The organism is Halomonas sp. IOP_6 (genome assembly GCF_021151565.1).
In the GTDB taxonomy this organism is placed as follows: Bacteria; Pseudomonadota; Gammaproteobacteria; order Pseudomonadales; family Halomonadaceae; genus Vreelandella; species Vreelandella alkaliphila.
Genome location: NZ_JAIRBO010000009.1, coordinates 70940 through 93939 on the forward strand (window position 1 = coordinate 70940; position 23000 = coordinate 93939).

Sequence of the window (23000 nt, forward strand, 5' to 3'; positions counted from 1 at the left end):
CCAGAATGAAGAAATGTTAACTCTGAGCAGGAACTTGATACCCAGCCTGTGTTCCAATGGAACGCATATGAACGATGGAGGCTTTCATGCCGCAAATGAATCGTGATCAACGCAATGCCGCGTGGCAAGCTGCTAACCAGTGGCGTGCTCGAGCAGCCCAGACCCAGCCGACCGGCCTGATGGGCAGTATTAAACTGCTACTGACGTGGTTAGCGTTTGGTGCACTGATGATCGTCGGTGTTGTACTCGGACTTTTTTTCCTGCTCATTGGCTGGGCAATGATGCCCTTTGTCCGCCATAAAATGAAAAAACACATGGAGCAGATGCGCGCTGACAACGCTCAGGATGTTGGTGGCGGTTATGCTTACAGGGATACCTCTACGAGCCAGCACGACGCAATAGAAGGTAGTTACGAAGTTAAAGACGACCACCACCGGTCTTAATCAGTTGCTGACTACCGCCGCTGTTAAAGCGGCGCTTGAATCCAGGCGAACGCTGCTGCTAACGTCAGTGGCATAACGATTAAGCTCCCTAAATTGCCGATCAGCACCAACGAAGCGACTTTCTGAGGTGCCAGTTTATACTGCTCGGCCACTAAGTAGTTCAATACCGCAGGCGGCAGTGCAGCAAATACCAGTAGCACGGCTGTCTGTAGCGGATTCAATGGTAGTAACCACATGAGCGGTAGTGCGATCACTAAGCCAGAAAGTGGGCAGAGGAGCGCTCCCAACAAGCCTGCTCGCCAGTCATTAAAATCAATTTCCAGCAATCGAACACCTAATGCAAAGAGCATCAGTGGAATACAGATTCCCCCTAACATGTGCATTGCTTCTAACAGCCAGCTCGGCAACGGTACATTTCCAACGTTGATGACTAGCCCTGCTAGGCTCGCAGCTACGATGGGCATTCGTAACAGTCGCCAAAGAGACGTGCGCGGGTCCAACATATAAAGACCTACTGAGAAATGCAGCAACATTTCAACAATAAACACGACCACTGCAGCCGGCAGGGCCTCTGGTCCAAAGGCGAGCACCAGTAGCGGTACCCCCATATTGCCAGAGTTATTGAACATCATCGGCGGCAAGAACACTTTTGTGTCCAGCGACAGCCATCTAGCAACCGGCCAAAGCACAAGACCAGACCCTAGCACAACGGCCACCGCCGCAGTGGCAAGCCACGCATAGTCCGCCAAAGGCGCTTGGCGATCAGCCAACACGGCAAATACTAGTAGTGGAACAAATAGCTCCATATTGAGCGTGTTAAGGCTGCGAATATCGGGGTTTCGATAACGCCCGTAAACCGCACCACAGCCAGCAATTAAGAACACGGGTAATAGCGTCGCGAGAATATGACCGATCATACGCCCTCCGCCAAGCGGCGGGCGCAGAGACAAACTGTTGCATGCATAGGGAGCTTTTCCTTATTGTTATCAGGCTATCTTCCCTATCGATGCTACTTAAAAACACTCATCTCGCCAATCAAGGTTCAAGAAAACGCTGCCAAAGTGCAATAACCACATCGCGATGGGCTTTGAATGCCTGTGCATCAACGACAGTTTTTTCCCCGGTTAACGCCGCACGATGGGTACGGCTACGATAAGCGAGATACGCTTCCCGCAGCTGCTCCGCTTCTGACTCGGTAATATGACCACTCTTGGCGAGGGTTTCTAAAATACGGATATTATCGCTATACGTGATTAATGCAGGCGTGTCATGAGCGAGTGATAACACCGCGTATTGGCAAAGAAACTCAATATCGACCATGCCACCCACATCGTGCTTTAGACTAAACACCTCTCCGTCCGCACTACCTGGCTGCCCTTTAGAGGCCGTCCCTTTTGAACCCTGCCCTTTAGAACCAAGGTGATCACGCATTTTATGACGCATGCTGACAACGTCGTCTCTTAAGGCTTGCGGGTCACGCTCGCGACACAGCATCTCACCACGGATCGCATCAAATTTACTCGCCAGCGCGTTACTACCGGCGACAACGCGCGCGCGTACCAGCGCTTGGTGCTCCCAGGTCCAGGCGTTTTGGCGTTGATAATCCGCAAAAGCATCTAAAGAGGTCACCAACAGGCCTGCATTGCCCGAAGGCCGAAGGCGCATATCAACCTCGTAAAGACTGCCGGCAGGCGTTACTGCGGTTAAGAGGTGGATAATGCGCTGGCCTAGACGGGTAAAAAAGACCGCTGTATCGATGGGCCGAGCACCATCGGTAGTACCTTTTCCGTCGCTATCATGAAGGAACACCAAGTCCAAATCAGAGCCATAACCAAGTTCAATGCCCCCCAGCTTGCCGTATCCCACAATCAAAAACGCTGGCTCTCGTGCATTAAGGCCTTCTGGAACACCATGTTTCCGCGTGACATGTTTCCAGGCCATCGCTAGCACGGCATCTAGAATGACTTCAGCGATATACGTTAAGTAGTCGCTCACCTTCATCAAGTGGCGTGTTCCAGCGATATCCGATGCAGCAACGTGAAGCATCTGCGCATGCTTAAACACGCGAAGCGCTTCCAACTGCGCCTCATCATCATCTTCTGGCAAGCGGCTCAATGTTTGGCGTAGCTCGTCTGCCAAGCGTGACTTGTCAGCGGGGGTGTAAAGCGTATCCGGCGTTAGTAGCTCATCAAGCAGTATCGGGTAACGCGCAAGTTGCTCTGCAATCCAGTGACTGGACGAGCACAGCTTCATTAGGTGCTCAAGCGCCTGTGGATTTTCACGCAGCAGCGCAAGGTAAGCGGTTCGCCTAAGCACCGACTCGATCAGCGGCTGGACACCACTAAGCGCGTTATCCGGCAATTCACTTTCGGCAACGGCAACCAGTAGTAGCGGCATCAGCGCATCCAGCCGTTCAAAGCCGATACGCTGCATGCTTTGCACTTGGCGAGAATGGTAAAGACTCTGCAGACGTTTAAGCGCTTTCTCTGGTTCTATAAAACCAGCATCAGTTAGCAGTGCTGCCGCCTCTTCCTGCTCTAGCTCGCCGCGCCACAATAACCGCCACTGAGACAGGCCAAGGTTATCGTCGCTACTCTCTGCATCGCTATCCTCTTCGGGGTCAGCGATCACCGCATCAAAGTGCTGACGAACGCGTTCGCGCACTTCCTCCAGCCGCGCGATAAGCCCAGGCCAATCTTCATGTCCCAAGGCAAAAGCTACCCGTTCCCGATCTTCATCATCAACGGGTAGCGTTTGGGTTTGACGGTCTTCTAGCGCCTGAATAGCGTGTTCCATGTCACGAAGATACGCATAGTCGGGTAGCAGCTCATCGACGACCGCTTGTGGCAATAGCCCCAGTTCAGGCAATCGATGAAGGGCGGTCTTGAGTGAGGTCACTTGAAGCTCGGTATCACGTCCACCGCGAATCAGCTGAAATGCCTGGACAACGAACTCAACCTCCCGGATTCCACCAGGCCCTAGCTTGATATTGCTTTGCATGCCCTTGCGCTTTACTTCGCGATTGATCATCGCCTTTAGCTCACGCAGCGACTCAATCGCACCAAAATCCAGGTAGCGGCGGTAAACAAACGGCCTGAGACTTGCGAGCAATTCATGCCCACCATCGATATCTCCTGCGACGGGACGCGCTTTGAGCATGGCATAACGCTCCCACTCACGACCCTGATCCTGATAGTAACTGGAGAGCATCGAGAAACTGCCCACCAGTGGGCCACCATCACCCAGTGGGCGCAGCCGCATATCAACGCGAAATACGAAACTGTCGGCCGTCATGGCATCTAAAGCGGCGATCAGTTTCTGACCTAGTTTGGTGAAGTACTCTTGGTGCTCAAGGGGCTTACGCCCGCCTTCGGTTTCACCTTTTTCAGGGAAGGCGAAGATCAGGTCAATATCTGAGGAAAGATTCAGCTCACCCGCGCCGAGCTTACCCATACCCAGCACCACCAACCGCTGGGACGAGCCATCTCTGCGGGCCGCAGGTAATCCCCAGCGTGGGGCGTAAAAACGTTCAAGCCAGCTGAGCGCGGCTTCAATACAGACTTCCGCCAGCCACGAGACTGCCTGAGCAGTGTCCCACATGGTGTAGCCATCAGGACGATTAAGATCGCGCCACACAATCCCGAGCATGCGGGCACGGCGGAAACGGCGAATAGCGCGATGCATTGCCTCTTCATCATCGGCATTTTCCAGCGCATCATCTAACCAACTCGCTTGTGACTCCTTACTTGCTGTCGCATCCAGCTCGCCAGCTACATCTAAATCAATCAGCCAGTGCGGAAAGCGTGCCAAGGTATCTAGAGCGAAGCTTGAGACGGTTACGACGTTGGCTAACGCTTCACGACGCGCATCAGAAAGTGCCTCCCAACTACTGGAAGGCAACGACTGCTGGGTCATTGAGGCAATATTATCAGCTTGGCTAAGCGCTTCACTTAATCGCTGCCAGGCGCGCTGAGCGGCGGGCTTAAGCGCTGTTGGCAGCCCAACTTGGGGGAAAAACGCGTCGTCTAACTGCATAACCACCTCTCTGCCAAGCGTCTATTATGTTTGTTGATAAAGCGAGTCGCTGCATGAGCTGAATAAAAGCAATTTAGCCCACCAATTTTTGCCAGCCTAACAGCCCCCAGGTTAAGCCTGCCATGATCAATGACAGCATAACCGCCGCCGAGCCAATATCTTTAGCACGCCCTGAAAGCTCGTGATGCTCGGTGCCAATACGATCAACAACGTTCTCTATAGCACTATTAAGCAGTTCCACAATCAGCACAAGGCACAGGCTGCCAACCAGCAGCAACCAGCTAATGGGCCCTTCTCCAATCCACCAAGCCAGCGGCAGCAACACCGCTGTAATACCCACTTCTTGGCGAAACGCAGCTTCATTTCTAAAAGCGGCTTTTAGCCCTTTCCATGAATAGCGCGTTGAGTGCATTAAATGGGTTAACCCCGTATGTCCTGGCTTCATGCCTGTTGCCTCAGCGGTAAGATTAAGATTAATTAGCCAATATCATCGCATCTAAATCCAGCGACAGCGGATCTAATACCTCGGGCCAGCTAAGATAAGGCGTACTGCCAGTGCCGTTAACCAGCACACTAAAAACGCCCCAGCGCCCCTGGGCGGTACGGAAATAGCCCGCCGCGGCGCGAACAGCAAACGGCTGATTGAGCGTGCCTGTTTTCAGCATCACGTTATTTTGAAACGTTGGAGAACCACGGCGAATAAAGCGCATGACCCCATTGGCAGGCGACTGGAAAGAGGCGACAAAACTGGGGAACAAGGCGCTCTGGCGGAACATATCCTCCAACATCACATTGACGCCGTGGGCGGAGGTACGGTTATCAGTCGTCAGTCCGCTGCCGCTGTGTAAGGTTAACGGACCATGGCCCGACAAGCTGTTCACATAGGCTTCTATCGCCTCCCCCGCTTGGCGCAATTGCGCTTGGGGTGTTTCCACCAGGTTCAGCGCCAGCACATCAGCCATGTAATTATTGGAGTAGTTCATGGTACGCAGCAGCAGCTCCTGCAGCGGCTTGCTGTCAACAGCTGCCAAACGCTGTGCACTACTGGGCGGACGCGTGGAGCTAACCCGCCAGGGATCTCGCACGCTGACACCCGCCTGATTTAGCATGCTTAACAATACTTGAGCCGTTTTCTCTGCCGCATCACCAGCGCCACGGTAAACATCACGAGCCGCGGCATTGGTTGAAATTTGCCCGGTAAGACGCAGAACATCACCGCGCTCATCGGTAATCCGCTCTGCACTGATGTCAGTGCCACTATTAGCTGGGCGCGTGATAACTTGGTTATCAATAGCAATTAACGGCGCCTGGCTATCGCATAACCCCACACGGGCAGGCTCTCCCGCTGCCGCAGCAGGGGCTATATTGGCGCACCAGCTACCAAAATTGACACCTGCCGAGGTGAGCGGCGCGCTGTAAGCATTGGTGACTCGGGTACGCGCATTACAGCGGTCCGTGGTAATACACTCAACAGGGCCAAAGCGCCACTGACTGACCACTAGCGCGCCATCCACTTCGCGCACACCAGCCAGCTGCAGACGTTGCACTAACCGCCAAAGGTCTTCAGTTGTAAGGCCTGGATCGCCCCCACCTTCAAATACCAAGTCGCCACGCAATACACCATTTTCCACACTACCTGTGCTGACAAGCTGGCTAGTAAAGCGATGCTGGGGCCCAAAACGATTGAGTGCCGCAGCAGACATATAGGCTTTGGTGACAGACGCTGGCGATAGCTGACGCTCAGGATTCAGACTACCCAGCAATGTATTACTGCCGGTATCCGCATCCAGTAAGCGTGCTTCAGCACTAATTGAGAAGCCTTTGCTTTCTAACTGACCAAGCTGGCTGAAGTCGGCATACAGTGCAGGGCTTGCGCATATGGCGGCACCTACCACACTGGTCACCAACGCCCGATGCCAGCGGCGTAGGGATGATTTAACCGAATGATTAAACGCTGAGAATGCCACCGCAGAATAGCCAACTTCTGAACACTTAATATCTGAAGACCCAATATTTGAAGACCTAGTATCTGAGCACGTCACGCTTACTTTCCTCAATGCACGTTCATTTTTGAAAAGACTTGAAGTATGACTACCCCAGCCACGATCAAACTAATGCCGATAACGGCAGGTAAATCAGGTTTCTCACCGAAAACTACAATGCCCACCAGCGTGACCAACACGATTCCCAGACCTGCCCAGATGGCATAAGCAATACCGACCGGCAATGTCCGCAACACCAAGCTCAACAGATAAAATGCCACACCGTAGCCCACAACGACCATGATGCTTGGAAGCGGTCGTGTGAATCCCATTGACGACTTGAGGGCGCTAGTGGCGATAACCTCGGCAACAATCGCTAGCACTAAATATACAAACGTCATGCCCGCTCCAATTTAATCTGCAACTGCCAAAGCGTTTGGCCGCTTTGATCATACTTTGCTTCAAAAGGTGTTAGATAGCTGCCGTTAGGTACCAACGCGGCAATCGTTGCCTGCTTTCCCGTTACCAGGGCGGTTGCCAAAGCAAACTCTTCAACATACAACTGCCAATTGGAGCGCACTTCTAAATGCCCGCCAAGGGCTAGCAGTGTGGGGAAAACAGGATGCCCATGCCAGCGCATTTTTAAATGCGCAGCTTTTGGATAAGGATTGGGGTAAAGCAGAAAATGCCGCTCGGGCGCCCATTTTTCCTGTTCAGCTAGTCGCCAGAAATCAACAAGGTCAGCCCGCACCAACAGTGCATTAGCAGGCAATTCTCCATGGTCTCGACTTAGTCGATCTTCGCTTCGATCGACGCCGATCACCGCATGCGCTGGAAACTGTTCTGCCAAACGGCGTGTCGAAAGCCCCACACCGCAGCCGGCATCTAGGATTAACGGCGCTTGCTGCTTTTGAAGCCACGTATGCGCGTCTTCAAAAGCCTCTTGCGTATGCGCAGCGATTGGCTTTCGCAGTGGGTTTTCCAAGGCACGTGCTACCCGGCGTGCTACATCGTGATGCGGGCCGGGCTGATTGGAAACCACGGGTCGTGAAGTATGCTGCATGCCATTCCCTGCTTAAAAAAAACGTGATTCTATCAGTCTACCGCGCACGCGGCATGACGCCGTTGCACGCCCGGTGCTATGATCACGTTCGAGAGTATTATTAAGCGCAGATGAGCAGCACTTTTTTGCTATGCCTCTGACAATAGCTATTACTAAAAACCACCGCACCACGAGGAACCCGGCTTGTCACACTTACCGGTGATTGTCGGCATGGGCGGCATCAATCCCGCCGGCAGAACCTCGGGCCACCAGGCCTTCCGCCGCACCGTGCTTGATGCTCTTCCAGCTGACCAGCAGCGCCAAACACTGGAAGGCTTGGCAGCGCTTATGCGCCTTGCCGAGCATTCCGCTAACGGCTGGCAGGATAGCGCCGGCCAGCCCATTGACTCCCCTGCTCAAACCTTGCGCGATCATGTGCTTAACCACACATTGATTCGGCGCAACGAAGATCCACGTTTTCTCGCCCCGGGCTTGCCAGCCAACCGACGGGCAGAAATGACGCTGTCTGAACCGGTGCGGTTTACATTGCGCCGCCGTCAGTTGCCCGAACAGCTGCCGGAAGGATGGCAGGTGGAGGACATCGACGCGAAGGTAGTCGCCGTCACCGTGCCCGCGGGGAACTTTAGTGCTCTGCTGCCTGACGCTTTAGAGCCCAAGGTGCGTGCAGCAGCCCAACTGCCGAGTGGCTTCGACCCCGCTAGCCTTTACCGTAGCGTGCATCATCCGCGCGGGCTGTCGATGGCAGTCTTTAGTGCTAGTGACTGCCTAGGTGCTAGCGGGCTCGCTTGGGAAACAATTCGCCAGCGGCTTGACCCTGACCATATTGCTGTATATGCGGGCAACTCTATTGGCCAATTAGATGACCAAGGTTGGGGCGGCCTGCTAAAGAGCCTGGTTAGTGGCCAACGCGCCACATCTAAGCAGATGCCGCTGGGTTACGGGCAAATGCCCGCCGACTTCCTCAATGCCTACGTATTAGGCAGCGTGGGAAGTACGGGTGCTGCCTTAGGTGCCTGCGCAAGCTTTTTATATAACCTGCGCCTAGGTATTGATGATATTCGCACAGGGCGTTGCCGGGTCGTTATGGTAGGCACCGCAGATGCGCCGATTACCCCCGAAATCATCGAAGGCTTCCGCTCGATGGGCGCACTGGCCGATGATGCCAGCCTGAAAGCACTGGATTCTTTAGCGCTACTTACCGACGCTGACTACCAGCGCGCCTGTCGCCCGTTCGCACGCAACTGTGGCTTCACCATGGCGGAAGCGAGCCAGTTCGTGCTGTTAATGGACGACGCGTTAGCGCTTGAGTTAGGGGCGGATATTCTAGGTTCAGTGCCTGATGTATTCGTTAACGCTGATGGCTTTAAGCGCTCTATTTCCGCACCCGGCATTGGTAACTACATCACCCTGGGCAAGGCAGCCGCTTTGGTAAAAGATATGCTAGGTGAGAAAGCGCTAAAAGAGCGTACCTTCCTGCATGCCCATGGCACCAGCACCCCTAAAAACCGTACTACCGAATCCCACGTTTTCGATGAAATTGCCCGCGCAAATGGCATCGATAACTGGCCAGTGGTCGCTATTAAAGCGTTTATCGGCCACTCCCAAGGGTCTGCGGCAGGCGATCAGTTGGTAAGCGCTTTAGGCAGCTTTGCCCATGGGTTACTGCCAGGTATTCCTACCTTAGACGCGGTCGCGGACGATGTGTACGCTAAGCGGCTACGTTTTTCCACTACCCCAGTGGCATTTAGCGCCGATGCTGCCTTTATTAATGCAAAAGGGTTCGGTGGTAATAACGCTACTGGCGTTGTGCTCTCCCCTCAGGTCACCGAACGATTGCTCACTCAACGCCACGGCAGCGCTGCCATCAGCGCTTGGAAAACACGTCGGGAAGCTGTGCGCGAGAATGCCGCCGCTTATTTAGCAGACGCTGATCATGGGCACTATGCGCCTCGTTATCAGTTTGGTGAAGCCGTTCTAGAAGGCCCTGAGCTTGAGATTCATGCCGACCGCATTCATATCCCGGGCTATGATCACGCCGTTTCGCTAACGGCGGACAACCCTTTTGGTCAGCTTGACGAGCAGGAGACACCCGAATGAGCGATCAACGTGTGAATGTTGCCGTCTATCCCGGGACCTTTGACCCTATCACCAACGGCCACTTTGATCTTATCGAACGCGGCGCACGGATGTTCGATAAGGTGGTCATTGCCGTCGCGGCGAGCCCTGGCAAGCAGCCTAGTCTTGAGCTAGAAACCCGTATCGCGCTGGCCAAAACGGTGTGTGCTTCACTACCGAACGTAGAGGTCATCGGCTTTTCAACACTTCTGACCACTATGATGCATGAACAGGGTGCCACCATTATTCTACGTGGCCTGCGGGCTGTCTCGGATTTCGAGTACGAGCTACAGCTGGCCAATATGAATCGAGCGCAAAACCCTGAGCTTGAGAGCGTATTTCTCACCCCAGCGGTGGAAAACTCCTATATTTCGTCGACCATCGTGCGAGAAATCGCCAAACTGGGCGGCGATATTTCACCGCTCGTTCACCCGCAGGTCGCAGAGGCGCTGCGTAAGCACTACACTATCTAGCGATCGACATTGTTGAGTAAAACGCTCAGGTATATAACTACCTGGGCGAAAAGCCATTCGTGAGGTACGCCCATGGCCCTGATGATCACCGACGAATGCATTAACTGCGACGTCTGCGAACCTGAATGCCCCAATGACGCCATCTCTCCTGGCGAAGAGATTTACGTTATTGACCCCAACTTATGCACGGAATGTGTCGGTCACTTTGATGAGCCACAGTGCCAGCAAGTGTGTCCCGTGGACTGCATTCCTCTCGACCCAGAGCGTCCCGAAACCCACGAGAAACTCATGGAGAAGTACCGCATCATTACTGCTGCTTAGGCCCTCTGAAACGTGCGTATCTGGACTCTTGCCTGGCCAATCATCCTCTCAAATATAACAGTTCCCTTACTAGGGCTAGTCGATACTGCTGTGGTCGGGCACCTGCCCGATTCTCGCTACCTAGCGGCGGTAACCCTCGGAGCGACGCTGTTTAGCTTCCTCTATTGGGGGTTTGGCTTTCTACGCATGGGCACCACGGGTTTGGTTGCTCAGGCAATCGGGCGCGAAGCACATAGCGATGTGCGCAATTTGCTGGGTCAGTCACTCATTATGGCGGCCGTTATCGGCGCGCTACTGATTATCTTTGGCTCGCCGCTGATTTCGCTCGGCCTATGGCTGTTAGACGGCAGTGAAGCGGCGACACCACTGGCACGCGAGTATGCCGAAATACGCCTCTGGTCAGCCCCAGCAGTGCTGGCGAACTACGCCGTCCTCGGCTGGTTTTTGGGCCAACAAAACGCCCGCGTTACGCTGATGATTTTAGTGCTGACCAACAGCGTCAATATCGTGCTCGATCTTTGGTTTGTCGTAGGGCTAGGAATGACCAGCAGCGGCGTCGCCCTGGCCAGCGTGATTGCCGATTACAGTGCGCTAACCTTTGGCGGCTATTTAGTACTGCGTCAGCTTGGCCACTTGGAAGGCTGCTTTCAACGGCAGCGACTTTTGGTAGTGTCTGCCTACTCAGCCCTGTTTAATGTTAACGCCAATTTGTTTGTGCGCACCTTAGGGTTGCTGTTTGCAATGGCCTTTTTTACCGCTCAAGGGGCACGCCAGGGCGACACGGTGTTAGCCGCAAATGCCGTGCTATTGCAATTTATTATGCTCACTAGCTACGCACTTGATGGCTTCGCCCACGCAGCGGAATCGCTGGTAGGCCGCGCGTTTGGGCGGCGTGACTGGCGGGAGTTTGCAGCGACGGTTCGGGCAACAGCACAATTCTCGTTCTGGACAGCCACTGTAGCCACCTTTGCCTTCGCACTGGGCGGAAATTATTTAGTTGCCATGCTGACAGGGCTGGCAGAGGTTCGTGCCACCGCCGCTAGTTACCTGCCTTGGATGGTCGTGATGCCATTGATAGCCGTATGGAGCTATTTATTAGATGGCGTTTTTATCGGCACCACCGCTGTGCGCGAAATGCGCAACAGCATTTTTATCGGTTTAGCGATTTACCTACCAACTTGGTGGCTATCCCAAGGGCTTGGTAACCATGGCCTGTGGTTAGCCTTTACGCTCTTTATGTTCACACGCTCGGCGGTACTGATCGCCTACTACTACCGCTACCGTCAACGCCACTGGTGCCCTCAGGGCTAAAGCCCATAGTACTGAAATCCACACCGCTAAACTCATAGTGCCCTCCCACCGTTAAAGCCCACCACGCTTAGCTGCTGCCAACTGGTCTACCGTAATAGTGAATATCAGAGCCAGCACTTGAGAAAGCACCTAACAATGGATGAAAAATACGGTGTACCGCCGTATATTAGCCACGCATATCTTAATAACGAATAAAGAGAGCACTCATGTTAAAACTCATATCAAAACCGGCAGTTAAGCTGGTCGAGCGCTATTTGCCAGACCCCTATGTCTTTGTTCTGCTGCTCACGTTAATTGCTTCCGTGGCTGCCATCGCCGTTGAGCGCCAAACACCGCTTGCCGTGCTGCGCATGTGGGGAGATGGTTTTTGGGGGCTACTCACCTTCTCAATGCAAATGCTGCTGGTACTCGTCACGGGTTTCATGCTGGCAAGCTCACCACCGGTCAAACGAATTCTGCAGAAAATCGCTAGCACTGCGAAAAGCCCTGGTGGCGCGATCATTTTAGTCACGCTCGTTTCGCTCGCGGCTAGTTGGATTAACTGGGGGTTTGGCTTGGTTGTTGGGGCGCTTTTTGCCAAAGAGCTCGCTCGTTTGGTACGAGTGGACTATCGGCTTCTGGTTGCCAGCGCTTACTCTGGGTTCGTGGTATGGCATGGCGGTCTTGCTGGTTCAATTCCGTTGACTATTGCTACTGAAGGCCACTTCTCCGCTGATCAAATCGGCGTTATCGGTACCGGCTCAACCATTTTTGCCTTCTTTAACCTTGCGATTGTTATTTGTCTGTTTATCGCCGTACCGCTGGTTAACCGCTTCATGCTGCCGGACGAAAAAGACAGCGTGTATGTGGATCCCAAACTGCTAAACGATGAACCCGAACAGCAAGGCCGTATTACCCGCCCAGCCGAAAAGCTCGAAAACAGTATGCCTCTCGCCCTGCTAGTGGGCGTTCCGGGGCTGTTGTTCCTGCTCGACCATTTTCTGCTCCGTAGTGGTGGCTTGAACCTGAACGTCGTTAATTTCCTGTTCCTATTCTTAGCTATTGTGCTGCATCGTACACCGCGCAACCTGCTCAACAGTTTGAACGAAGCCATAAAAGGCGGCGCTGGCATCGTCATTCAGTTCCCCTTCTACGCGGGTATTATGGCCATAATGGTGCAGTCGGGATTGGCTCAGAGCATGTCTGAGTGGTTAGTCTCTTTCGCCACCGCTACGTCGCTGCCATTCTGGTCCTTCCTAAGTGCCGGCATAGTGAACCTGTTCGTGCCTTCCGGCGGTGGCCAATGGGCTGTTCAAGCCCCAGTCATGCTACCTGCCGCAGAAGCGCTGGGTGCTGATATTCCACGTATTGCCATGGCAGTGGCCTGGGGCGATGCCTGGACCAACCTGCTGCAACCTTTCTGGGCTCTACCGGTACTGGCGATTGCGGGTTTGAAGGCCAAGGACATCATGGGCTTCTGCCTAGTTCAGCTATTGATTACCGGCATTATCATCTCTGTTGGCTTAGTCTGGTTCTAAGCTCTATACCTTTAAAGGCTCCTTTCACTATCATGCCCGCCCACTCATGGGCGGGCATTTTCAACTTATAAGGTTCTACCATGTCTGCAACATCGAACTCAGAAAATAGCGCCCTACCCGGCCAGCATGAACTCTCTATGACGGTTCTTATGACTCCCGATATGGCGAACTTCAGCGGGAAAGTACATGGTGGTGCTATTCTTAAAAAGCTCGATGAAGTGGCCTACGCTTGTGCCAGCCGCTACTCTGGTCATTATGTCGTCACGCTTTCCGTCGATCAGGTGCTGTTTAAACAGCCGATCCACGTCGGCGAGCTGGTAACCTTTCTTGCCAGCGTCAATCATGTGGGGCGCTCTTCTATGGAGATCGGGGTTAAGGTAGTGGCCGAAGATATACGTGAGAAGCTGATTCGTCACACCAATAGCTGTTATCTCACCATGGTGGCAGTAGATTCAGACGGCAAGCCGGCGTTAGTGCCACCGCTAGCGTTGGAAACGTCGCTACAGAAACTGAGATTCGAAAAAGCCGCGCTACGCAAAAAACTGCGTAAGCAGGCAGAGCAGGAAGAGTTGCTAACTCATAAAAACCACCATCAGCAGCACTCTTAACGCTAACCCACACCCCAGAGCAAGGAGCCCTCATGCCCGCCAGGGAGCGCTACCCACACCTACCTAAAACCGTTGAGTATGCGCATATCGGCTGGGATTTTTTTATTCTCGCCGCGGTTATCATCAACCTTAGCCTGTTACTGCTTGACTCGTTATTTCTGATTGGGCCGATTAACGACACCATTGCCAGCCTCACACCCGGCTTTCACGCTTTTTACGATACAGTGATCCACAGCCGTTTTATTACCATCGACTTATTTTTCGTGGGTATTTTTATAGCGGATGTGCTGCTGGGCTGGATGGTAGCAATTGCCGAGCGGCGCTATCACCGCTGGTTTTTCTACCCGTTTGTTAACTGGTACGACGTATTGGGCTGCATTCCCCTCAGCGGATTCCGCTTATTGCGCGTGCTGCGCGTGGTATCGCTATTAAACCGACTGCATCGGCTGCGCTTGATTGATGTGACCAGCTGGGACAGCTACCGCTTTTTTGCCAAGTATTACGACATCCTGCTAGAAGAGCTTTCCGACCGCATTGCACTGCGCTTACTAGGTAATGTACAAGAGCAAATTGTCGCTAGCGATTCACTAACAGAGCGGGTTATTGATCGCGTTATCCTACCTCGCAAGGCTCAGCTAATTCATGAAATTGCTCAGCGGTTAGAAACAACGGTGGGACAAGCCTATCAACAAAACCGCATCGCTATCATGGCGGCGATTGATGACTTAGTTAACCGAACACTGCGGGAAAGCCCAGAAATTCAAAAACTACACCGCCTTCCCATGGGGCACACGGCTTCAAACGCTATGCAGGCGTCACTTAGCGGAGTTGCCCAGCGGCTAGTGGATGAACTCGCTCAGGGCATTCACTCAACAGAGTTTCGTCAACTGGTTGAGCGTACAGCTGAAACAGGCTTCAACAGCTGGCTGACCGTGGATGAAACAAGCGCGCATGTCACCGAACAAGTGCTTTACGACATTCTCGAAATGCTCAAAGAGCAGGTACGCCATCAAGGATGGAAGGACCGTTATGAGTAGTTTGGTTACCAATAGCAGGGCTATTAATAGCCAGCCCTGCTATACGGTAACGGTCGCCAGCGGTGGCTGAGCCAGGCACTGCTTAATAACGTTCAGTGCCTGGGTTAATATCTGCCTGTCAGCAGCAGCGCCAATACAAATCCTAATGGCCTGGGGCGCAGGCGTACTTCCCACGCAAAAAGGCTCCGCATTTGAAACTTTAACGCCTTCCAGCTGCAAGCGTTCACACAGTTCGATGGCACGACTCCCTTCCGGCAGCGTAAGCCAGACATTGCTGCCGTTGTGACTTCGACCCAGCGTGTAATCGGAAAGCACCTCTGTCACTAGTTGCTGTCGCGCGGCCAGCTCCTCGGTTTGCCATGCAAGCAGCGAAGCTGCCTCGGGCTGAGCGATCCAATAACAGGCAATATCAACCATCAGCGGCGGCACCATCCAACTCTGCGCTCTTAACCCAGCGGCTAGGCGTTCAAGCAGCTTATCAGGCGTCCGCAAGACTCCGATACGCAGCCCACCCGCTAATACCTTTGCGGTACTGAAGACAAACAGCGTTCGCTCTGGTGCTAACTGATACAGCGGTGTGCCGCGCTGCTCAGCAGGCAAATACTGCACACCATCTTCCAGTAGCCAACTGTCATAGCGTCTGGCGAGCGCCACCAATTGCTCTCGCCGCGCCTCGCTGAGACAAGCCCCAGTAGGGTTATTCTGATCGGGTGTCACATAGATTAACCTGGGTGGCTGGCGGGCGCACTGGGCCTCCAGCGCCTCCATACACATCCCCGATTCGTCAAAGGCAATGCCGACCATTTTTAGGTGTGCTTGCTGAGCAGCGCTAATTGCACCTGGATAGGTCAAGGCATCGGTCGCCATCAGTTCACCAGGGCGCAGCAACGTACTAAGCACCAGACTAATGCCATGCTGTCCTCCCTGAGTAATCAGTAGCTCATCCGCATCCAGCGACATACCTAACTGCGCTAGCCACCCTGCCAACCTCTCGCGGTGACCTTCGGCTCCCCTCGCATCAAGATAGGAGACTCCTCGCGTTACTGCAGAAGGCGATTCGCTCATAGCCTTTAATGCAGCACTGAACGCCTGCAAACGAAGCGAATGAGGTGGCGGCAAGCTTAAGCTTAAATCAATGACATCGCTGTCATCATTCTGCCGCCATGCCATATCAAAAACGGTTCTTGGTTCAGATTGTTTGACGAAGGTTCCACTGCCTACTCGAGCGGTTACCCAGCCGTGGTGCTCTGCCTCAGCATACCCCCGAGTAACGGTGCCTACGGTTACCCCCAACGCATCCGCTAAGCGCCGCTGAGGTGGTAAACGTTCGCCTGGGGCAAGTTCGCCGGCCGAGATGGCTGCGCCAATGGACTGCGCAATCGCGCGATAGCGTGGCCCAGAAAAACACTCAAGTGATGGCACCCAAATTGTCATGGTGACAATAAAACCTTTGACGTAAATTTACCCGCCATTATGCTTACAAAAGCTACCAAAGAACAATCTAAACCACAAAATTGTATGGATACAAAATGAACAACGAATGGCTACTGCTTGGCCCGGCTGCGCTTTATATGATGTCGATGACGCTTACCCCTGGGCCAAACAATATTATGCTGACCGCCTCTGGGGCGAATTTTGGTTTTCGCAGAACCATGCCTCATATATGGGGCATTTTAGGCGGCTGTTTCCTGCTGTTTTCCGGTATCGCGCTGGGGCTAGGCGTATTGTTTGAACGCTTTCCTATGGCGCAAACGACACTCCGCTGGGTGGGTAGCGCCTATTTGTTGTATTTAGCTTGGAAGATAGCCACTGCGCCACCTCCGAATCTCAACGGAACTCAACACGGGGTGCCGTTAACCTTTTTCCAAGCCGCGATGTTTCAATTCGCCAACCCCAAAGCGTGGGTAATGGGGCTGGCGTTGATGGCAGGGTTTCTTCCCGAAAATGGCCAACCCGTGGTCAACGCACTAGTGTTAGCAGGTTTCGCGGAATTGGTCGCGCTGCCGTGCATTGCCCTGTGGGCAGCGTTTGGCAGCGCGATTGGGCAGTGGATCAAAAGTGATAAAGCATGGCGGTTATTTAATATCACCATGGGGCTGTTAACGGCCGCCTGTGTCGTACTGATCTTACGCTAGCCGCAGCGCAGCGCTTCAATCATGTCATTACTTTCAAGAAGAATATTTAAGCGATCTTCTCGGTAGTCCATGGTGGCGGCGCTGTTAGGCCTAAGCACGCGGACCTGCTTGGCACCGCTCTCACTTTGTAGCGTGGGCACATTGGCTTCATCAAAAGGAGAGCCGATAGCATACTGGACCGCGTCAGCATCGCATGTGGTGTTCGTCACGCTAGAAGTCTGACCTACAGTAGGTGGCGCTGGAGCGGAGACATTATCGGGTGAGCCTGCACATGCCACCAATAAGACCGAGACTGGCAATACTGACGCGAGTAATGCAGCTAAGCGGCTCACTTTCTTCTTCGCACAGCGTGTTGGGTGATTCATTATGGCGCTTCCTTGTGTTGGCAAATAACTACCCTGAATGCAAAACGGGCTAGACAACTATGCCTAACCCGCTCATTCACGCCAAGAAGCAGTGGAAATAAAGCGTATTAACTCGCCGCATCCTGAACCGCCTGGCCACCCTCTTGAACGTCTTGTCCTGCACCTGCAATGGTATTGCAGCCCGCTAGAGCGCCCGCCGTCATCAACAGAATAAAGCTAATACCTAATAGTTTTTTCATCTGTGTTCTCCTTAACAAATCATTCAACATCGGGAAGCTCCGACGGCAGCCTTGCCGTATGGGAGTGCTTTCAGAGTAACAGATTTTAATAATTTCGCCTGTTTTGACCTCCCCTTCCCAAGCCCTTGGCAAGTCCTTGGGTAAGGAGCAAGGTGTATCCGCAGCTGCTATGATAATTTTCATTATCTAAAGGAGCACTTACTTGAAAACGTTTGAACTTGACCCACGGCTAGAAGCGGATACCTTACCACTCGCCGACCTTCCCCTGTGCCGTGCGCTGCTAATGAACGATGCACGCTACCCTTGGGTAGTTCTGGTACCCAGGCGTGACTCGGTCAGCGAAGTGTTTGAACTAAGCCAGGATGAACAAGCCCAGCTATGGCGTGAAACGATCGCGTTAGGGACGGCGATGAAGGAGCTATTTCACGGTGATAAGCTCAATATTGCCACCTTAGGTAATGTGGTCAGTCAGCTGCATATTCATTTGGTAGTGCGCTATACAGATGATGCCAATTGGCCAGCGCCGGTATGGGGAAATGGTAGCCCAGAGCCTTATGAGCTTCCCCTACAGGGTAGTCGCCGCGAACAGTTGCTGGCCCAAATTGAAGGGTTAAAGCTTTAACTTAATTCCCCAGCAAAGAGCCCTGTCTGGATGGTGGCTCACTAAGTAATGGACCACTGGCAGGCTGGGCGGCGCCAGCCATAGAAAGTGATACGCCTAGTGCAACAATGAGAGCACCGCCTGCAAGCGCCGCCCAACCAGCCGCTTTCTCGACCACCTGTCGGCTGCTCTGTTGCTGCAACCGCTTAGCCGCCCAGCCCCGAGCCACAATGCTTGCCAGCGCCAGCACAGAAACGGTAATACCGGTACCAAGCGACATGGCAAGCACCGAAGCGACACCGACGTAAAACTGCCCAAGCAGGCTAGCAGCCCCCAGCATAAGCACTGCCCCAGTGCACGGACGCATTCCAATCGCACCAACGGTCATCAGCGCTGTGCGCCAGTCGAGCGCTTGTTGAGGCTCGATATGATGAGCCCCACCGCAGCAGTGGGAATGATCATGGCTGTGACTGTGACCAGCAGCATCACTAGCGTGGACTGAGTAAGCTTGACGCAATTGTTTTATCGCCCGCCAGCATAACCAACCACCTAACAGTGCCACTAATATAAAGCTGGCTTGCTCTACCCAAACCACACTGCCCATCGCCTGACGGGTCACCCAGCCTAGCCCATGTACGAGCACTGCTACCATGGCAATCGCCGTTCCCCCCTGCAGCAGAGCTGCCGCAAAAGAGAGCCCCAAGGCGCGACGGGTGGCACCACCGTGAGACGCTAAATACGTCGCTAATACCGCTTTGCCATGCCCAGGCCCCGCGGCATGAAAAACGCCATAAGCAAAACTTACCCCTAGCAGCGTTAGCCAAGTGTTGCTAGAAGGTGTACGAGAGAGTTCGGTAATAGCAAGCGTCAGGGTGCGATGTAAATCTCGCTGCCAAGCCAGCAATTGAAGGCTTACCCCCTGCAAATTAGCCTGTACGATGAAGACCAACAGCAGCGCCCCCGACACGGTAAGCGCTCCCCATAACAGTTGTTGCCGCGTTAAAGGCATTGCCCCTCCGCCGGAAAGTTATAAAGTAACACTTTATACACGACCTTCCAGGTTTTCCGCTAGTCACATTCAATCCGCCCCGTTTCTGCAAAATGGCGGCCCAATCCTGACTCTCCCGTTTCATCCACATCTAACAGCGCTGCTTGCATAACGAGTTCGGGATCAGGGTCAGCAGGTAACACGCTTAAACGGCAGTCGGGCTCGCCATTGAGAATCAGCGCCTGCTCAGAGGGTGCCCCGTCCTCTTCTTCGTGCACCACTTCGATATAGTAGGTTGGGTCAAAGACCTGATACTCCAGCATTCGCCCGGCCAATGGCTGAGGCGTTGCTAACGGCAGAATAAACATAAAGGTTAAGCGACCATCACGCTCCAACGCCGTGTATTCAGACACCTCACCCAGCACTTGCGGCTCGCCATTCACACGAACCTCCGTAAAGTAGTGCTGCTGCGACAGGTTATCGCGGATATCGCTGCCTAGCTGGTCAAGTCCCTCTTGCAAGTTGCTGCCTTGAACCTGCTGTAACTCTTCGAACACCACCAAACTGTAAAAGGGATCCATTCGCCATGTTTGATGAAGCCCTGTTGCGATCCCCTCATCGTTTGTTATCACCCTCACGCTGAGATCAATCCAACCATGGGGGTGAGCCAACACAAGACTGCTGTTTAGCGTGCTACAAACGCCTATTGCCAGCACTAACCAGTAACTGCGGAGTTTATTCAGTGAGCTACCTAGCGGGGGGAATACGCCTGTCACGGCAACTCTCCTAATTTATGTTGCAGCTCAACCAGCCAGGGATCTAATACATACGGTGGCAGCGGCTGATTCCCACGTAACGCCGACAGGCTGACACGGCTGCCACCAGGTACCTCACTTACCTGCAGTTGCAAGCGATACTCTGGCCAGCGGGCTAACGTTGCATCTGCGCGCCCTAGCGCTAAATCAGCGTGCCGAACGACATAGCCTTGCTCCATCATTAACTCAATGGCTTCGCGGAACGCTTGCTCTGGGGAAGCGCTGTAACGTAGTTCTCGCGGCTCTAGTGGCTGCGTAGAGGCACAGCCTGCCAGCATAATAATCATGAGTACTGCGGTGGCCGTTAAAAAGTGCTTACGTAGTGATTTCATAACGCCCTCGGGGTAGCTACCGTTTGCTCAAACGCAGTTTGAAAACGTTGACAAAAATCATCATTGCTAGCGCTGTAAGATTCACGCAGATCCCCTAAGTGGTCAAAGCGCCGAATATCTCGGGAAAGCCGAATATGCCCATCGCGTGCCAGTAGCGATACTCGCTCTACTTCGACAGGTTGATGGTGGAAACCGCCTCCAAATCCACTACCAATCCCCAGACCAATGCTGGAACCACCACGCCCCAAACCAAAACCACCAAAGACCCGCATGCTTCGCCCATACCCAAAGTCGTTATCATAAGGGTCGTAGTAGCCAATCAAATCTCGCTGTCGACTAGCGGTCACCAAGCCTAAATCGGTGTCGGTAGCTTCAAGCTCAAACCCCCATGCTTCCAATACGTCAATACTTTGCGTCACCACCTCCAATGGCGGTGCGGTTTGGCCAGACGGCCCAGTGGGAAAGTAGCAGGCTGCAGAAGGCGCTGGCTCCGCTTGAGGAAGACGCTCTGGCACTGCTTGGCAGCCTGTCAGTATCAACAAGCACGTCATGCTAATCGGTAGTATTGCCTTCATGAGTGATCCTCTCGCCTCAGATGCGGCTGGTGTGTCATCGAACGCCGCGCTAAGCTCGCCAGCAGCCATTCATTAAGATAAATGATAAAAAAATCACGATAAACAATTATGACAACACGTTAGGGAGGTTGTGCGATGAATGTTCTGCTTTGCCCCGATAGTTTTAAAGATGCACTTAGCGCTGAACAAGCAGCAAGCGCCATGGCCGATGGTATTCAACGGGCTGCGCCAACCGCCACGATCCACCTTTGCCCGCTTGCTGATGGCGGCGAAGGCAGCTTGGATGCGCTTATAGCTGCCACCCATGCCGAGCGACGTCAACTAACGGTACAAGATGCCTTGGGGCGGCCGCGTCAAGCATCCTGGGGTTGGCTTAGCGAGCAGCGTACCGCGTTTATCGAACTAGCAGAAGCCAGTGGGCTGCAGCATCTATCCCCTCATCAACGTAATGCCCTGCATACCACCACTTACGGGGTCGGAGAGTTATTTCATGCGGCGCTTGATGCTGGCGCCACGAAGGCGCTGCTTTTTTTAGGTGGCAGTGCCACCAACGATGCAGGCGCAGGCATGCTCCAAGCACTGGGAGCCAAGTTATTAGATAAGCACGGCGACTCGCTTCCCCCCGGTGGCGCAGCACTCCAGCAGCTTGCAACGTTAGACCTTTCCACGCTTGACCCTCGTTTAAACAGCTTAGAAGTTGAAGCCGCCGTGGATGTAGATAACCCGCTGCTAGGATCACATGGGGCGAGCGCTGTCTTTGGCCCGCAAAAAGGCGCATCACCTAACGATGTCGCCACGCTTGATCGCGCTATTGGTCATTTTGCTGAACTAAGCGCCCAGGTACTGGGTCGCGATGAAAAAGAATTAGCAGGCGCGGGGGCTGCGGGTGGCATGGGATTCGCCGCTCGCTGCTTTCTGAACGCCACCCTCACGCCCGGCATTGAGATGATTATGCAGCAAGCCAAGCTACCCAGCCTGCTTCCTAACATTGACCTAGTGATTACCGGAGAAGGTCGCTTAGATGGTCAAAGCCTTTCGGGTAAAACGCCTATTGGCGTTGCCCGTACCGCTAAACGCCACGGCAAACCGATCATCGTACTGGCCGGCAGCCTGGGTGAAGGGTGGCAGGCCTGCCTAGGAGAAGGCGTTACCGCTGCGTTTGCCCTTGCCGACGGCCCGATGACACTTGAAGCTGCTTTACCACGCACCGCTGAGCTACTCGCTGACCGCTGTGAGAGCATTGCAAGGCTTTGGCTCGCTCGATAAATGGGTCAGCCGGCCAACGCGTAAAAACACGCCCCCTTGAAAAACACGCTAGGCGCCTACATCTCTTTTATTAGGCACACATTCGACGACATCTCAGACCTGTACTATGTTGCGTAAGCGATGAGTCAGCCGCCGCCAGCTCACCGCCAAGGTAATGTTATGACGCTATTGCCGCGATGCAAAAAACTTGTTTTGCAACGCTCGCTAAGCGTCTTAAGCTAAATCAAACGATTTGATGACCGTACTGTTTTCAGAGCGGTTACAACCATGGAGGAGCACTACATGAGTGATACAAATAGCATTGGCTTACACGAAGGCAGCGCAAGCCAACTCGCTGAGAAACTTAATCACCTGCTGGCCAATTATCAGATTTTCTATATGAACGTTCGTGGCTACCACTGGAACGTACGAGGTAGCGACTTCTTTGAGCTACACGCGAAATTTGAAGAGTTCTATACCGACTTGCTTACCAAAGTAGATGAAGTGGCAGAACGTATTTTGACGTTAGGCCACAAGCCTATTCATGCGTATAGCGACTATGTAAAAATTTCGCGTATTGAAGAAGATAAAGACGTTCATGATGGTCAAACCTGCGTGAAAGGCGTACTCACCGGCTATCAAACACTGATTGAATTACAGCGGGAATTGCTGGCAATTGCGTCGGACGCTGACGATGAAGGCACCGCTGCACAAGCCGGTGACTATATTCGCGAGCAGGAAAAAACCGTATGGATGCTCAACGCTTACCTGAGCAAATAATACGAGGCTTACCTCGCTGA

Annotated in this window: 25 protein-coding genes; 12 read left to right on the forward strand and 13 right to left on the reverse strand. The window is 53.4% G+C overall.

What is annotated here, in order from left to right; translation table 11 throughout:
- Positions 1 to 86: 86 nt before the first annotated feature.
- Positions 87 to 443, forward strand: coding sequence for a hypothetical protein (locus K7H08_RS15480; protein ID WP_231658473.1), 357 nt, complete (start codon positions 87 to 89; stop codon positions 441 to 443).
- Between the two features lie 23 nt (positions 444 to 466).
- Here the strand turns inward: K7H08_RS15480 and K7H08_RS15485 are convergent, their stop codons facing one another.
- The 6 genes from K7H08_RS15485 to K7H08_RS15510 form a co-directional block, all read right to left on the reverse strand.
- Positions 467 to 1360 carry an AEC family transporter gene (locus K7H08_RS15485; protein ID WP_231658474.1) on the reverse strand — a complete coding sequence of 298 codons (894 nt, stop codon included), beginning with the start codon at positions 1358 to 1360 and terminating at the stop codon, positions 467 to 469.
- A 118-nt stretch (positions 1361 to 1478) separates the two neighbouring features.
- Entirely contained in the window at positions 1479 to 4478 is a 3000-nt protein-coding gene (glnE, locus tag K7H08_RS15490) for a bifunctional [glutamate--ammonia ligase]-adenylyl-L-tyrosine phosphorylase/[glutamate--ammonia-ligase] adenylyltransferase (RefSeq protein WP_231658475.1), read from the reverse strand.
- A 73-nt stretch (positions 4479 to 4551) separates the two neighbouring features.
- Positions 4552 to 4923: a diacylglycerol kinase gene (locus K7H08_RS15495; protein WP_038478183.1), complete on the reverse strand. Its 372-nt coding sequence runs from the start codon at positions 4921 to 4923 to the stop codon at positions 4552 to 4554.
- Between the two features lie 28 nt (positions 4924 to 4951).
- Complete coding sequence (dacB, locus tag K7H08_RS15500) at positions 4952 to 6373, reverse strand: D-alanyl-D-alanine carboxypeptidase/D-alanyl-D-alanine endopeptidase (protein WP_038478186.1); 1422 nt, start codon at positions 6371 to 6373, stop codon at positions 4952 to 4954.
- 158 nt (positions 6374 to 6531) lie between these two features.
- Complete coding sequence (locus tag K7H08_RS15505) at positions 6532 to 6861, reverse strand: DMT family transporter (RefSeq protein ID WP_120386353.1); 330 nt, start codon at positions 6859 to 6861, stop codon at positions 6532 to 6534.
- Entirely contained in the window at positions 6858 to 7523 is a 666-nt protein-coding gene (locus K7H08_RS15510; protein ID WP_231658476.1) for a methyltransferase domain-containing protein, read from the reverse strand. Before K7H08_RS15510 ends, K7H08_RS15505 begins: the two co-directional genes overlap by 4 nt.
- A 210-nt stretch (positions 7524 to 7733) precedes the next feature.
- Here K7H08_RS15510 and K7H08_RS15515 point away from each other — a divergent pair, with 210 nt between their 5' ends.
- From K7H08_RS15515 to K7H08_RS15545, 7 genes are all read left to right on the forward strand, one after another.
- A complete protein-coding gene (locus tag K7H08_RS15515; RefSeq protein ID WP_231658499.1) occupies positions 7734 to 9620 on the forward strand; it encodes a beta-ketoacyl synthase in 1887 nt (628 codons plus the stop codon).
- A complete protein-coding gene (gene coaD / locus K7H08_RS15520) occupies positions 9617 to 10111 on the forward strand; it encodes a pantetheine-phosphate adenylyltransferase (protein WP_038478195.1) in 495 nt (164 codons plus the stop codon). Before K7H08_RS15515 ends, coaD begins: the two co-directional genes overlap by 4 nt.
- A gap of 72 nt (positions 10112 to 10183) precedes the next feature.
- Entirely contained in the window at positions 10184 to 10432 is a 249-nt protein-coding gene (locus tag K7H08_RS15525) for a YfhL family 4Fe-4S dicluster ferredoxin (RefSeq protein WP_038478199.1), read from the forward strand.
- A 12-nt stretch (positions 10433 to 10444) separates the two neighbouring features.
- Positions 10445 to 11743 (forward strand): MATE family efflux transporter, encoded by a 1299-nt coding sequence (locus tag K7H08_RS15530; RefSeq protein ID WP_231658477.1) that lies wholly within the window; start codon positions 10445 to 10447, stop codon positions 11741 to 11743.
- Positions 11744 to 11949: 206 nt separating this feature from the next.
- Positions 11950 to 13260 (forward strand): short-chain fatty acid transporter, encoded by a 1311-nt coding sequence (locus K7H08_RS15535; protein WP_231658478.1) that lies wholly within the window; start codon positions 11950 to 11952, stop codon positions 13258 to 13260.
- Positions 13261 to 13340: 80 nt separating this feature from the next.
- The gene (locus tag K7H08_RS15540; protein WP_038478207.1) at positions 13341 to 13868 is read left to right on the forward strand and encodes an acyl-CoA thioesterase; all 528 of its coding nucleotides are present in this window, start codon (positions 13341 to 13343) and stop codon (positions 13866 to 13868) included.
- Between the two features lie 32 nt (positions 13869 to 13900).
- Positions 13901 to 14905, forward strand: a complete 1005-nt coding sequence (locus K7H08_RS15545; protein WP_038478210.1) for a hypothetical protein — start codon at positions 13901 to 13903, stop codon at positions 14903 to 14905.
- Positions 14906 to 14944: 39 nt separating this feature from the next.
- On the opposite strand, the gene K7H08_RS15550 is transcribed toward K7H08_RS15545, so the two are convergent.
- Complete coding sequence (locus K7H08_RS15550) at positions 14945 to 16339, reverse strand: aminotransferase-like domain-containing protein (protein ID WP_231658479.1); 1395 nt, start codon at positions 16337 to 16339, stop codon at positions 14945 to 14947.
- Positions 16340 to 16434: 95 nt separating this feature from the next.
- Between K7H08_RS15550 and K7H08_RS15555 the strand changes: the two genes are divergently transcribed.
- Complete coding sequence (locus tag K7H08_RS15555; protein ID WP_231658480.1) at positions 16435 to 17040, forward strand: LysE family translocator; 606 nt, start codon at positions 16435 to 16437, stop codon at positions 17038 to 17040.
- Here the strand turns inward: K7H08_RS15555 and K7H08_RS15560 are convergent.
- Positions 17037 to 17405, reverse strand: coding sequence for an I78 family peptidase inhibitor (locus tag K7H08_RS15560; RefSeq protein ID WP_095604490.1), 369 nt, complete (start codon positions 17403 to 17405; stop codon positions 17037 to 17039). The two genes, K7H08_RS15555 and K7H08_RS15560, sit on opposite strands and share 4 nt — an antisense overlap.
- Positions 17406 to 17512: 107 nt before the next feature.
- Positions 17513 to 17644: an entericidin A/B family lipoprotein gene (locus tag K7H08_RS15565; RefSeq protein WP_038478218.1), complete on the reverse strand. Its 132-nt coding sequence runs from the start codon at positions 17642 to 17644 to the stop codon at positions 17513 to 17515.
- Between the two features lie 202 nt (positions 17645 to 17846).
- On the opposite strand from K7H08_RS15565, the gene K7H08_RS15570 reads away from it, so the two are divergent.
- Entirely contained in the window at positions 17847 to 18266 is a 420-nt protein-coding gene (locus K7H08_RS15570; RefSeq protein WP_231658481.1) for an HIT domain-containing protein, read from the forward strand.
- Between the two features lies 1 nt (position 18267).
- Here K7H08_RS15570 and K7H08_RS15575 read toward each other — a convergent pair whose 3' ends face one another.
- From K7H08_RS15575 to K7H08_RS15590, 4 genes are read right to left on the reverse strand one after another with little or no spacing between them, the layout of a single operon-like run.
- Positions 18268 to 19254 (reverse strand): nickel/cobalt transporter, encoded by a 987-nt coding sequence (locus K7H08_RS15575; protein ID WP_095604488.1) that lies wholly within the window; start codon positions 19252 to 19254, stop codon positions 18268 to 18270.
- 59 nt (positions 19255 to 19313) lie between these two features.
- A complete protein-coding gene (locus tag K7H08_RS15580) occupies positions 19314 to 20009 on the reverse strand; it encodes a DUF1007 family protein (RefSeq protein ID WP_442908344.1) in 696 nt (231 codons plus the stop codon).
- On the reverse strand, positions 20006 to 20380 hold the full coding sequence (locus tag K7H08_RS15585; protein WP_038478224.1) for a hypothetical protein: 375 nt from the start codon (positions 20378 to 20380) through the stop codon (positions 20006 to 20008). The genes K7H08_RS15580 and K7H08_RS15585 overlap by 4 nt, the downstream gene beginning before the upstream one ends.
- On the reverse strand, positions 20377 to 20955 hold the full coding sequence (locus tag K7H08_RS15590; protein ID WP_038478226.1) for a hypothetical protein: 579 nt from the start codon (positions 20953 to 20955) through the stop codon (positions 20377 to 20379). The genes K7H08_RS15585 and K7H08_RS15590 overlap by 4 nt, the downstream gene beginning before the upstream one ends.
- Positions 20956 to 21090: 135 nt before the next feature.
- On the opposite strand from K7H08_RS15590, the gene K7H08_RS15595 reads away from it, so the two are divergent.
- Both K7H08_RS15595 and K7H08_RS15600 read left to right on the forward strand, forming a co-directional pair.
- Positions 21091 to 22221 carry a glycerate kinase gene (locus K7H08_RS15595; RefSeq protein ID WP_231658482.1) on the forward strand — a complete coding sequence of 377 codons (1131 nt, stop codon included), beginning with the start codon at positions 21091 to 21093 and terminating at the stop codon, positions 22219 to 22221.
- A gap of 282 nt (positions 22222 to 22503) precedes the next feature.
- Positions 22504 to 22980 carry a Dps family protein gene (locus K7H08_RS15600; RefSeq protein WP_009724882.1) on the forward strand — a complete coding sequence of 159 codons (477 nt, stop codon included), beginning with the start codon at positions 22504 to 22506 and terminating at the stop codon, positions 22978 to 22980.
- The last annotated feature ends 20 nt before the right edge of the window (positions 22981 to 23000 follow it).